12 protein-coding genes and 1 pseudogene are annotated in these 11,303 nt (G+C 70.2%); all 13 read left to right on the top strand.

Translation table 11 applies throughout. The annotated features are described in order from the left end of the window. Positions 1-25 precede the first annotated feature (25 nt). The 13 genes and pseudogenes from Bsp3421_RS10660 to Bsp3421_RS10720 all read left to right on the top strand — a co-directional run bounded on the left by Bsp3421_RS10660 (position 26) and on the right by Bsp3421_RS10720 (position 11,303). On the top strand, positions 26-253 hold the full coding sequence (locus tag Bsp3421_RS10660) for a hypothetical protein (protein WP_273995895.1): 228 nt from the start codon (positions 26-28) through the stop codon (positions 251-253). 408 nt (positions 254-661) lie between these two features. After that, positions 662-892 (top strand): annotated as a pseudogene (locus Bsp3421_RS10665) (FitA-like ribbon-helix-helix domain-containing protein); the annotation flags it as partial. A gap of 56 nt (positions 893-948) precedes the next feature. After that, a complete protein-coding gene (locus Bsp3421_RS10670) occupies positions 949-1,302 on the top strand; it encodes a type II toxin-antitoxin system VapC family toxin (RefSeq protein WP_273995897.1) in 354 nt (117 codons plus the stop codon). A 225-nt stretch (positions 1,303-1,527) separates the two neighbouring features. Beyond that, positions 1,528-2,424 (top strand): VOC family protein, encoded by an 897-nt coding sequence (locus tag Bsp3421_RS10675; protein ID WP_273995898.1) that lies wholly within the window; start codon positions 1,528-1,530, stop codon positions 2,422-2,424. Positions 2,425-2,429: 5 nt separating this feature from the next. After that, positions 2,430-3,320, top strand: a complete 891-nt coding sequence (locus tag Bsp3421_RS10680) for a CoA transferase subunit A (RefSeq protein ID WP_273995899.1) — start codon at positions 2,430-2,432, stop codon at positions 3,318-3,320. A 10-nt stretch (positions 3,321-3,330) separates the two neighbouring features. Further along, the gene (locus Bsp3421_RS10685; RefSeq protein ID WP_273995901.1) at positions 3,331-4,128 is read left to right on the top strand and encodes a CoA-transferase subunit beta; all 798 of its coding nucleotides are present in this window, start codon (positions 3,331-3,333) and stop codon (positions 4,126-4,128) included. Between the two features lie 8 nt (positions 4,129-4,136). Beyond that, a complete protein-coding gene (locus tag Bsp3421_RS10690) occupies positions 4,137-5,057 on the top strand; it encodes an enoyl-CoA hydratase (RefSeq protein ID WP_273995903.1) in 921 nt (306 codons plus the stop codon). Continuing rightward, complete coding sequence (locus Bsp3421_RS10695) at positions 5,054-6,142, top strand: NAD(P)H-dependent flavin oxidoreductase (RefSeq protein WP_273995905.1); 1,089 nt, start codon at positions 5,054-5,056, stop codon at positions 6,140-6,142. Before Bsp3421_RS10690 ends, Bsp3421_RS10695 begins: the two co-directional genes overlap by 4 nt. A gap of 25 nt (positions 6,143-6,167) precedes the next feature. Next, positions 6,168-6,983: an enoyl-CoA hydratase family protein gene (locus Bsp3421_RS10700; protein WP_273995906.1), complete on the top strand. Its 816-nt coding sequence runs from the start codon at positions 6,168-6,170 to the stop codon at positions 6,981-6,983. Next, the gene (locus Bsp3421_RS10705; protein WP_273995907.1) at positions 6,980-8,149 is read left to right on the top strand and encodes an acyl-CoA dehydrogenase family protein; all 1,170 of its coding nucleotides are present in this window, start codon (positions 6,980-6,982) and stop codon (positions 8,147-8,149) included. Before Bsp3421_RS10700 ends, Bsp3421_RS10705 begins: the two co-directional genes overlap by 4 nt. 33 nt (positions 8,150-8,182) lie before the next feature. Continuing rightward, positions 8,183-9,250 carry an acyl-CoA dehydrogenase family protein gene (locus Bsp3421_RS10710; RefSeq protein ID WP_273995908.1) on the top strand — a complete coding sequence of 356 codons (1,068 nt, stop codon included), beginning with the start codon at positions 8,183-8,185 and terminating at the stop codon, positions 9,248-9,250. Continuing rightward, positions 9,247-10,398, top strand: a complete 1,152-nt coding sequence (locus Bsp3421_RS10715; RefSeq protein WP_273995910.1) for an acetyl-CoA C-acetyltransferase — start codon at positions 9,247-9,249, stop codon at positions 10,396-10,398. The genes Bsp3421_RS10710 and Bsp3421_RS10715 overlap by 4 nt, the downstream gene beginning before the upstream one ends. 26 nt (positions 10,399-10,424) lie before the next feature. Next, a complete protein-coding gene (locus Bsp3421_RS10720; RefSeq protein ID WP_273995912.1) occupies positions 10,425-11,303 on the top strand; it encodes an SDR family oxidoreductase in 879 nt (292 codons plus the stop codon).

Below are 11,303 nucleotides of genomic sequence, written 5' to 3' on the forward strand. Positions count from 1 at the left end.
GGCCTTGGGCGGCAGCGGCGCGGGCTTGACGGTCGCGCTCGGTCATCACCCGGGGCCGGGGCGCCGTGGGATTCGCGGCGAAGGTGTCGAGGTCACCACGCATGGCCTCGAGGTGGGCGATCCCGCGCAGGTTGGTGCCGCGCTTGCGGCTGTGATCGGGGCGCATGACCGCGCCCATGCGCTCGCATGGGCCGCCCGCATCAGCGGGCAGCGGTTGAATGTGCCGGGCGGGCGTGGGTTGCAGCGCGCCTGATCGCGATGTGCCCATGCTTGCGGCTTTCCCGGGCGCGAGGCCGTCCCTTGCACATCGGCCATTTCTGAACGCGCCACCCATCGAAGGCGGGACTTGCCGCATGATGCGGCGCGCATGGCATCCGTCGGGTTTCGACTTCATCGTCGGCGATCCCGGTGCGCGGGACCGATCCGCGCGCTGCGCTCGGCGTTGGCCGATCGGCAGTCTTTCCTGGGCCGTGGCCGAAGCTTACCTTCGTGATTGGACAGCAACCTGATGTGTCCGGGGTGAAGGGTTCCAGCCGCTGCATGTGACATGCCGTGATGCGTGCGCCGACCGACGCGTGCGTTGTTACGACACCGATGATATCAATGCTTGCATTTCATCGGCACATCGATATCATTGATATCAATCTGGCTGGGAGGGCTTATGGCAAATCTACTGGTGCGTAATGTGGACGACGATATTGTTCAGAGCCTGCGTGAGCAGGCGGCGGCGAATGGCCGGAGCGCGGAAGCCGAACATCGGGCCATTCTCGCGGATGCGCTTCGCGGGCCGAAGCGGAGGACGTTCGCGCAAGTGCTGGCGAGCATGCCCAAGGTTGGCGAGGACGCGGATTTCGCGCGCGTGCAGGATTCGGGCGAGGGCGGGCATGTTTTTTACTTGACACGAACATCATCAGCGAAATCAGAAAGGGCAAGCGAAGCGATCCGGGCGTGCGGGCATTCTTCCGGGAAGCCGAGCGTGATGCGAGCGCCCTTTATCTTTCGGTCGTGACGGTGTCCGAGTTGCGGCGCGGTGTCGACATGATCCGCCATCGCGGCGATCACCGGCAGGCTTCGACGCTCGAGACCTGGCTGACGGCGATGCTGGCCGACTACGCGTCGAACATCCTGCCGGTCGATTCGGAGGTTGCCCAGCTGTGGGGGAAACTGCGCTCGCGGCATCCGGAGAACGCACTCGACAAGCTGATTGCCGCCACGGCGTTGATCAACGATCTCACCGTCGTCACGCGCGACACCGCCGATTTCGAGGCGACCGGCGTCAGGCTGCTGAATCCGTTCGCGTAGCGTTGCGACGGCGCGCCTGTCCGGCGCGCCGCCGTGCGCATGCCGCGCCATGCCCGCCCAGGGCGTCCGGCCGCTCGCCCCACCGTGTCCCGGCTCTTCCGGATCACGCACGCGGTTCGTCCCGCTCCCCCCTCCGCGCCTCGTCCCAACAGACGATGTGACGCCTTCCCCGACCGGCCAGAATCCTTTCACGAACACCGGATTCCGAACGAGGAGGAGGTAGACATGATCGATGTCCGAGCGCTCGGCTATGTCGTCGTCGAGGCGACGCGCGTCGACGCGTGGCGGCGCTACGCGGAAGACGTGCTGGGCATGCAGGCGCTCGACGCACCCGACGGCGCGCTGTACCTGAAGATGGACGAACGCGATTTCCGCTATCTGATCGTGCCGGGCCCGGTCGACCGCTACCAGGCGTCGGGCTGGGAACTGCCCGACGGCGCCGCCTTCGACGCCGCCTGCGCGGCGTTGCAGCGAGCGGGCGTCGAGGTCGGGCGCGCGTCCCGCGCAGAAGCCGCGCTGCGCCGCGTGCAGGCGATGGCGTGGTGCGCGGATCCGTCCGGCAATCGTCATGAGCTGTACTGGGGCGCGCGCTGCGATTTCCGCCGCTTCGCATCGCCGCTCGGCGTGTCGCGCTTCGTCACGGGCGACATGGGGCTCGGCCACGCGGTGCTGCCCGCGCCGCAGTTCGACGCGACCGACGCGTTCGTGCGCGGCGTGCTCGGCTTCGAATTGTCCGACCTCTATCGTGTGAAATTCACCACCGATCCGGCCGAACCGGAGAAACGCATCCATTTCATGCACTGCCGCAACGCACGCCACCACAGCCTCGGGCTGTTCGAGATGGCCGTGCCGTCCGGCTGCGTGCACGTGATGGCAGAAGTCGATTCGGTGGACGAGGTCGGTCGCGCGCTCGACCGGGTGGCCGCGCACGCGGTGAAGCTGTCCGCGACGCTCGGGCGGCACTGCAACGACCAGATGATCTCGTTCTACATGAAGACGCCCGGCGGCTTCGATCTCGAGTACGGCTTCGGCGGCCTGACGGTCGACTGGCCTCGGCATTCGGTGTTCGAAGCGACCAAGGTGAGCCAGTGGGGCCACGACTTCAGCATCGGATACCGGTGACGCGCATGATGAAACCTCTCGACAAGACGATGTCCGCGCGCGACGTGGTCGCGCAGCTTGCCGACGGCATGACGATCGGCATCGGCGGATGGGGGCCGCGGCGCAAGCCGATGGCGCTGGTGCGCGAGATCGCGCGCTCGGGGCTGAAGGCGCTGACGATCGTTGCCTACGGCGGGCCCGACGTCGGCCTGCTGTGCGCGGCGGACAAGATCCGCAAGGTCGTATTCGGCTTCGTGTCGCTCGACGCGATCCCGCTCGAACCGCATTTCCGCCGCGCCCGCGAGCAGGGTCGCATCGACGTGTTCGAACTCGACGAGGGCATGCTGCAACTCGGCCTGCGCGCGGCGGCGGCGCGGTTGCCGTTCCTGCCGACGCGCGTGGGGCTTGGCACCGCGCTGCTCGATCACGCGCCGCGGCTGCGCACGATACGGTCGCCCTATGACGACGGCGAGACGCTCATCGCGATGCCGGCCATCGAACTCGACGTCGCGCTGCTGCACGTGAACGCGGCCGACCGGATGGGCAACACGCGCATCGACGGCCCCGATCCGTTCTTCGATGCCTGGATGGCGCGCGCCGCGACGCGCTGCTACGTCTCGACCGAGGTGCTCGACGCGTCGCTCGCGAGCGACGATCTCGACGGCGCGCGCCGCAGCCCGTTCGAGCGCTCGCTCGTCTCGGGCGTGGTTCACGCGCCGGGCGGCGCGCATCCGACGTCGTGCGGGCCGGCCTACGGCTGGGATCTGCCGCACCTGCGCGCGTACTGCGCGAGCGCGGAGGACGACGCGCGGGCCGCCGCTTATGTGCGCGACGTGGTGGGCCGGGACGAACGAGCGTACCTGGACGGTGTAGGCGGCTTGTCGCACGTGACGGCGCTGCCGTTGCCGATTCTGTAAAGGAGCGTCTGTGAGCGATTCTCTCGACCTTTCCCTCGCGGAACTGATGATCGTCGCCGCCGCGCGGCTCTGGCGCGGCGACGGCGAAGTACTGGCGACGGGGATCGGCACGGGGCCCCGGCTGGCGGCCGGCCTCGCGCGCCTCGCGTACAACGGCGGCCTGATGCTGACCGACGGCGAGGCGTATCTGGTCGAGGCTCCCGTGCCGCTCGGCCCGCGCCCGGACGGCTACCGCGTACAGGCGAGCGGCTGGATGCCCTACGAGCGCGTGTTCGACTGCCTGTGGCACGGGCGCCGCCATGCGCTCGTGATGCCGACGCAGATCGACCGCTTCGGCCAGGCGAACATCTCGCGGCTCGGCGGCGACCCCGCCCGCCCGGCCACCCAACTGCTCGGCGCACGCGGCTTCCCCGGCAATTCGACGAGCCATGCGAATTCGTTCTTCGTCAGCGGTCATGGCAAGCGCACGTTCGTGGCGGGGGAGGTCGACATGGTCTGCACGATCGGCTACAACCCGGCGCGCCGCCTGCCCGGCATGAGGACCTTCGTCGACCTGCGCGGCATCGTCACCGATCTGTGCGTGATGGATTTCGGCGGCCCCGACCACGCGATCCGCGTGTGCTCGCTGCATCCGGGCGTGAGCTTCGACGAGGTGCAGGACGCGACGGGCTTCGAACTCGCCGCGCATCCGGAACTGGGCGCGACGGCCGCGCCGGATGCGGAGGATCTGCGCATCGTCCGCGCGCTCGATCCGCACAACCTGCGCGCGGCGATCGTGCGCGGCAATCCGGCGCCGCGCCGGGGATGAGGTCCGACATGGAAGGCGCGCAATCCCGGTTCGCCGACGGTGTGGTCGGCTACGCGCTCGAGGAGGGCATCGCGACGATCACGATGAACCGCCCCGAGTATCACAACGCGCAGAACGCGAAGATGACCTATGCGCTCGACGCCGCGTTCCGGCGCGCCGCGCACGACGACGCGGTGAAGGCGATCGTGCTCGCGGGCGCGGGCAAGCATTTCTCGGCCGGCCACGACATCGGCACGCCCGGCCGCGACATCGACGAATCGTTCGAACGCACGTCGCTGTGGTACGACCACGTCGGCAAGGAGGGCGGCGAGTTCCTCTATGCGCGCGAACAGGAGGTCTACCTCGGCATGTGCCGCCGCTGGCGCGATCTGCCGAAGCCGACCATCGCGATGGTCCAGGGCGCATGCATCGCGGGCGGACTGATGCTGGCGTGGGTGTGCGACCTGATCGTCGCGTCGGAAGACGCATTCTTTGCCGATCCCGTCGTGCGGATGGGGATTCCGGGCGTCGAGTATTTCGCGCACGCCTATGAGTTGAATCCGCGCATCGCGAAGGAATTCCTGTTCCTCGGCGAGCGGATGCCGGCCGAGCGCGCCTACCAGATGGGGATGGTCAATCGCGTGGTGCCGCGCGAGCGTCTGCGCGACGCGACCCATGCGATTGCGGCGCGGATCGCGACGATGCCGCGCCTCGGGCTCGCGCTGACGAAGCAGGCGTTGAACCACGTCGAGGAACTGCAGGGCAAGCGCGCGGCGATGGATGCCGCGTTCGCCTGGCATCACTTCGCCCACGCGCACAACGAGCTGGTCAGCGGCGATCGCCTCGGCGGCCACGACGCGCGCAGCATGGCCCGCTCGCAGCGCGAACCGGACGGCGCGTCCGAGGGCGAGGCGCGCGCGCCGGCCGCGATCGGGCCGGCCGCCGTATGAGCCTGACGCTCCACACGCCGCTCTGCGACCTGCTCGGCTGCCGCCATCCGGTCGTGCAGACGGCGATGGGCTGGGTTGCCGACGCACGGCTCGTCGCGGCCACGAGCAACGCGGGCGGCTTCGGCTTCCTGGCCGGCGCGACGCTCGAACCCGAACATGTCGAGGCCGAGATCCTGAAGGTCAAGTCACTGACCGAGCAGCCGTTCGGCATCAACTTCCACCTGTTCCAGAAGAACGCGGAGCAGCTCGTCGATCTGGCGATCAAGCACCGGCTGCGCGCGGTGAGCTATGGCCGGGGCCCGGACGCGAACACGATCCGCCGCTTCAAGCGCGCGGGCATCGTCTGCATGCCGACCGTCGGCGCGCCGAAGCACGCGGCGAAGGCGGTCGAACTCGGCGCGGACATCGTGACCGTGCAGGGCGCGGAAGGCGGCGGCCACACCGGCCCGGTGCCGACCACGCTGCTGCTGCCGACGGTGCTCGACGCCGTGCAGGTGCCCGTCGTCGCGGCCGGCGGCTTCTTCGACGGGCGCGGGCTCGCGGCGGCGCTCGCGTACGGTGCGGCCGGCATCGCGATGGGCACGCGTTTCCTGATGAGCGCGGATTCGCCGGTGCCGCGCGCGACGCTCGAGCGCTACCTCGCGGTCGGCGATCCGGCGCGCATCCGCGTGTCCGACGCGCTCGACGGCCTGCCGCAACGCATGATCGACAACCCGTGCCTGTCGACGCTCGAACGCTTCGGCCCGCTGCGCCGCGCGCTGTACGCGCTGCGGACGGCGCAGGCATGGAGGCGGCAGAGCGGTCTGGGTGCAGGCCAGATGCTCGGCCTGGCGCTCAAGGCGCTGCGCGAGCACGACTATACGGTGAGCCAGACGCTGATGGCGGCGAATGCGCCGTTCCTGATCCGGCGCGCCATCGTCGAGGGCGTGCCCGACGAAGGCGTGCTGCCGAGCGGCCAGGCGGCGGCGATGATCGGCGCGCTCGAATCGTGCGATGCGCTGATCGCGAGGATCGTCGCGGACGCTGCCGCACGGCTCGATGCGCTGGCCGTGCTGCGCGGTTCGGCGGCGACACAGGACACTTGAACGACCTGACCGGGAGACGGAACAGATGACGGAGTCCAAGCACGCGGCCGGCGCCAAGCCGTTCCGGATCGACCGCGCCGACGGCATCGCCGAGCTCGTGATCGCGCATCCGCCCGTCAACGCGCTCGACGCGCAGGGCTGGCACGCGCTCGCGCAGGCGCTCGACGCGCTCGGCGCCGACGACGAGGTGCATGTGATCGTCGTGCGGGCCGAGGGGCGAGGGTTTTGCGCGGGAGTCGATATCAAGGAGCTGGCCGCGCATCCGGGCCGGATCGTGGCGGTCAACGCGGGCAACCACCGGACCTTCCGCGCGCTGCACCGCAATCCGAAGCCGGTGATAGCGGCCGTCCACGGCTTCGTGCTCGGCGGCGGGATCGGCATCTGCGGCGCGGCCGACATCATCGTCGCGGCGGACTGCGCGCGCTTCGGCGTCCCGGAGATCGACCGCGGCGCGATGGGCGGCGGCGCCCACCTGCAGCGCCTGTTCGGCATCCAGAAGACGCGGGCCCTGTATTTCACGGGCGGCATGATCGATGCGGCCGAAGCGTATCGGCTCGGCGCGATCGAGCAGGTCGTGGCGCGCGACGCGCTGCGCGACGCGGCGCTCGCGCTCGCCCGCAGGATCGGCGCGAAGAGCCCCGCGATGTTGCGGCTCGCGAAGGAGGCGTTGAACGGCGTCGAGGACGGCGATCTCGAAGACAAGTACCGCTGGGAGCAGGGCTTCACGTTGCAGGCGTACCTGACGCAGGACTCGGCCGAAGCGCGCGCGGCATTCGTCGAGAAGCGCGATGCGCGCTTCGGCGAGCCGGCGTCGACACCGGTGGCGGAGGCGCGTACATGAACCTGACCTATACCGCCGGGCAGCGCGCGCTGCGCGCGGAGATCCGCGACTGGCTCGCGGCCCACGCGCCGCGCGAACGGCTGCCGAGCTTCGATACCGAGGCCGGCTTCGCCGCGCACCGCGCCTGGGAGCGCACGCTGCACGCGGGCCGCTGGAGCATGGTCACCTGGCCGCGCGAGCTGGGCGGGCGCGGCTGCGACCTGATCGAGTGGCTGATCTTCGAGGAGGAGTACTGGCGCGCGGACGCGCCGATGCGCGTGAACCAGAACGGCCTGTTCCTGCTCGGCCCGACGCTGATGGAGGTCGGCACGGCGGAGCAGAAGGCGCGTTTTCTGCCCGCGATGGCGGCGGGCGAGCACGTGTGGGCGCAGGGGTGGTCGGAGCCGAACGCGGGTTCGGACATGGCCGCGATCCGCGCCACGGCGCTGCGCAGCGGCGACGAATATGTGCTGAACGGCCAGAAGATCTGGTCGACCCGCGCGGTGTGGGCCGACTGGCTGTTCGGGCTGTTCCGCAGCGATCCCGGCTCGTCGCGCCATCGCGGCCTGAGTTTCCTGATGGTGCCGTTGTCCGCGCCGGGCATCACGGTGCGGCCGATCCGCCAGCTCAACGGACAGACGGGCTTCGCGGAGATCTTTTTCGACGACGTGCGCGTGCCGGTCGACCATCGTCTCGCGGCGGAAGGCGCGGGCTGGCAGGTCGCGATGGCGACGGCCGGCTTCGAGCGCGGGCTGATGCTGCGCTCGCCCGCGCGCTTCCAGCGCACCGCACAGGCGCTGCGCGACCTGTATCTCGCGCACCGCGGCAGCGCCGATCGCGACCCGGCGCTGCGCGAGCGCGTCGCCGCCGCCTGGATGGATGCGCAGGCCTATGCGCTGTCGACCTACGCCACCGCGAGCCGGCTGCGCAAGGGTGGCCATATCGGCGCGGAGTCGAGCACCAACAAGGTGTTCTGGTCGGAACTGGACCTGCGCATGCACCAGGCCGCGCTCGACATCCTCGGCGCGCACGGCGGGATCGTCCCGCGGACGGCCGCGCAGCACGCGGTGCTCGGCCACTGGCTCGACGGCTTCCTGTTCGCGCAGGCCGGCCCGATCTACGCGGGCACCAACGAGATCCAGCGCAACATCATCGCCGAACGGATGCTCGGCATGCCGCGCGCGTAGCCGCGCCCCACCATCCTATAGAACGGAACGCGCATGGACTTCGTATTCGATGCCGACCAGGAAGCGCTCGCGCAAAGCGTGAAGCGCCTGTTGATGATCGAGATGACGCCCGAACTGATCCGCGAACTGTGGACGACGCCGACAGGACGCTCCGAGGCCCTGTGGTCGTTGCTCGTGTCGCAGGGGCTGACGGCCGTGTCGGTGCCCGAGGCATACGGCGGGCTCGGCCTGGGCGAAGTCGAATGGGCGCTGTTCGCCCAGACCTACGGCTATTTCGCCGGCCCGGAGCCGCTGCTCGAAACCGGGCTCGTCGCGGCCGGCGTGCTGGGCGGGCTGCCCGTGAGCGACTGGCGGGACGCGCTGCTGCGCAAGCTCGCGGCAGGGCGGGCGCGCGTCGCGCTGGTGCATCCCGTGAACCCCTACGCGGAGGACGTGCACGTGGCGGATACGCTGCTGTGCGAGCACCGCGGCGAGTTGCATCGCATCGATCCGGCGCGCTGCGAATGGCGCGCGGTCGAGAGCATCGACCCGTCGCGGCGTCTGTTCACGCTCGACTGGACGCCGTCGGCCGACACCCGCGTCGCCCGCGCCGACACCGCCGCGCCGCTGCTGGCGCGGGCGCTCGATCACGGCGCATTCGCGACCGCCGCGCAGCTGCTCGGCCTCACGCAGCGCGTACTCGACGTCGCGATCGACTACAGCGCGCAGCGCAAGCAGTTCGACAGGGCGATCGGCGCGTACCAGGCGGTCAAGCATCTGCTTGCGGACGTCGCGATCCGCCACGAGTTCGCGCGACCGGTGGTCGCGCGCGCCGCGCAGGCGATCGCCGCCGACCACCCGCAGCGCGCGATGCTGGTGTCGCATGCGAAGCTCGCCGCGACGGCCGCGGCACAGCTGGCCGCGCGCCACGCGATGCAGGTGCACGGCGCGATCGGCTACACGTGGGATCTCGATCTGCAGATCTTCATGAAGCGCATCTGGGCGTTCGCCGGCAGCTGGGGCGACAGCGCCTTCCACAAGGCCCGCGTGGCCGACGCGATCGTCGGCGACGCGCTGCCGATCGGCCCCGCGCAGACCTTCGACTTCGAGGAGCAAGCATGACCCAAGCCTATATCGTCGATGCGCTGCGCACGCCCACCGGCCGCCGCGGGGGCGGGCTCGCGCACGTGCATGCGGCCGACCTCGGCGGTTTCGTGCTGAAGACGCTCGTCGAGCGCAACGCGATTCCCGCCGACGACTACGACGACGTGATCTTCGGCTGCGTCGACACGATCGGCCCGCTGGCGGGCAACATCGCGCGCACCTGCTGGCTCGCGGCCGGTCTGCCGCTGCAGGTGCCGGGCGTGACCGTCGATCGTCAATGCGGCTCGTCCCAGCAGGCCGTGCATTTTGCCGCGCAGGCGGTGATGAGCGGTGTGCAGGACGTCGTCGTCGCGGGCGGCGTCCAGACGATGACGCAGATTCCGATCTCGTCGGCGATGACCTGCGCGGCGCCGCTCGGCTTCGCCGACCCGTTTTCCGGCAGCGTGGGCTGGCGCGCGCGTTTCGGCGATGCGCCCGTGTCGCAGTTCGTCGCCGCCCAGCGGATCGCCGATCGCTGGAACCTGTCGCGCGACGCGATGGAGCGCTATGCGCTCGAAAGCCACCGCCGCGCGACGGCGGCGATCGAGTCCGGCCATTTCGCGCGCGAGATCGTGCCGCTCGAAGGCGTGACGCACGACGAGACGCCACGCCCCGACACGACGCTCGCGAAGATGGCGGCGCTCGAACCGCTGACGCCGGGCGGTTCGCTCACGGCCGCCGTCGCGAGCCAGACCGGCGACGCGGCCGCGGCGCTCCTGATCGTGTCCGAGGCGGCGCTGAAGCGCTACGGCCTCACGCCGCGCGCGCGCATTCATCACCTGGGCGTGTACGGCGACGATCCGCTGTGGATGCTCACGGCCCCGATCGAGGCGACGCAGAGGGCGCTCCGCAAGAGCGGCCTCGAGTGGTCGCGGATCGATAGCGTCGAAATGAACGAGGCGTTCGCATCGGTGGCGTTGGCGTGGCTGGCCGAGACGCGCTTCCCGCACGAGAAAACCAATCCGAACGGCGGCGGGATCGCGCTCGGCCATCCGCTCGGCGCGACCGGCGCGCGGCTGATGACGACGCTGCTGCACGAGCTGGAGCGCACGGGCGGCCGCTACGGCATGCAGGCGATGTGCGAGGGCGGCGGCCTCGCGAACGTCACGCTCATCGAGCGCCAGTGAGCGCGTCATCTTCAACGGAGCACCGCATGGGAATCTGTAACGGACGCACGGTCGTCATCACGGGTGCCGGCGGCGGGCTGGGGCGCGAATACGCGTTCGCGTTCGCCGCCGAAGGCGCATCGGTCGTCATCAACGACCTCCGGCGCGACGCCGCGCAGGCCGTGTGCGACGAGATCGCGCGGCGCGGCGGACGCGCGCTCGCGAACTCGGACGACATCACGAACGTCGCCACCGCGCAGCGTATCCTCGATGCCGCGCGCGATGCATTCGGCGAGGTGCAGGTGCTCGTCAACAACGCAGGCATCTGCCGCGACAGGATGTTCACGAGCCTGACCGAGCAGGACTGGGACGAGGTGATGCGGGTGCATCTGCGCGGTCATTTCTGCCTGTCGAGCCTGCTGGCGCGCGCGTGGCGCGATGCGGCGAAAGCCGGCAATCGCGTCGACGCGCGGATCGTCAACACGACTTCAGGCGCCGGCCTGCAAGGCTCCATCGGCCAGTCGAACTACGGCGCGGCGAAGGCCGGCATCGCGGCGCTGACGCTGATGCAGTCGGCCGAACTGCGGCGCTACGGCGTGTGCGTGAATGCGCTCGCGCCGGCCGCGCGCACCTCGATGACCGAAGGCGCGTTCGCGGAGCGGATGCGCAAGCCTGACGACGGCAGCTTCGACTACTTCGATCCCGCCAACGTCGCGCCGCTCGTCGTGTGGCTCGGCAGCACGCTGTCGGGCGACGTGACGGGGCAGGTGTTCGAGGTCGAGGGTGGCGTGATCGCGCTGGCGGAAGGCTGGCGCACGGGCCCGCGCGTCGATCGCGGCGCGCGTTGGGCGCCGCGCGACGTCGGTTCGGCCGTCGCGCGGCTGCTGGGCGATGCGCGGCCGGCGCAGCCTGTCTACGGGAGCTGA

The sequence above is a fragment of the Burkholderia sp. FERM BP-3421 genome (genome assembly GCF_028657905.1).
GTDB lineage: Bacteria > Pseudomonadota > Gammaproteobacteria > Burkholderiales > Burkholderiaceae > Burkholderia.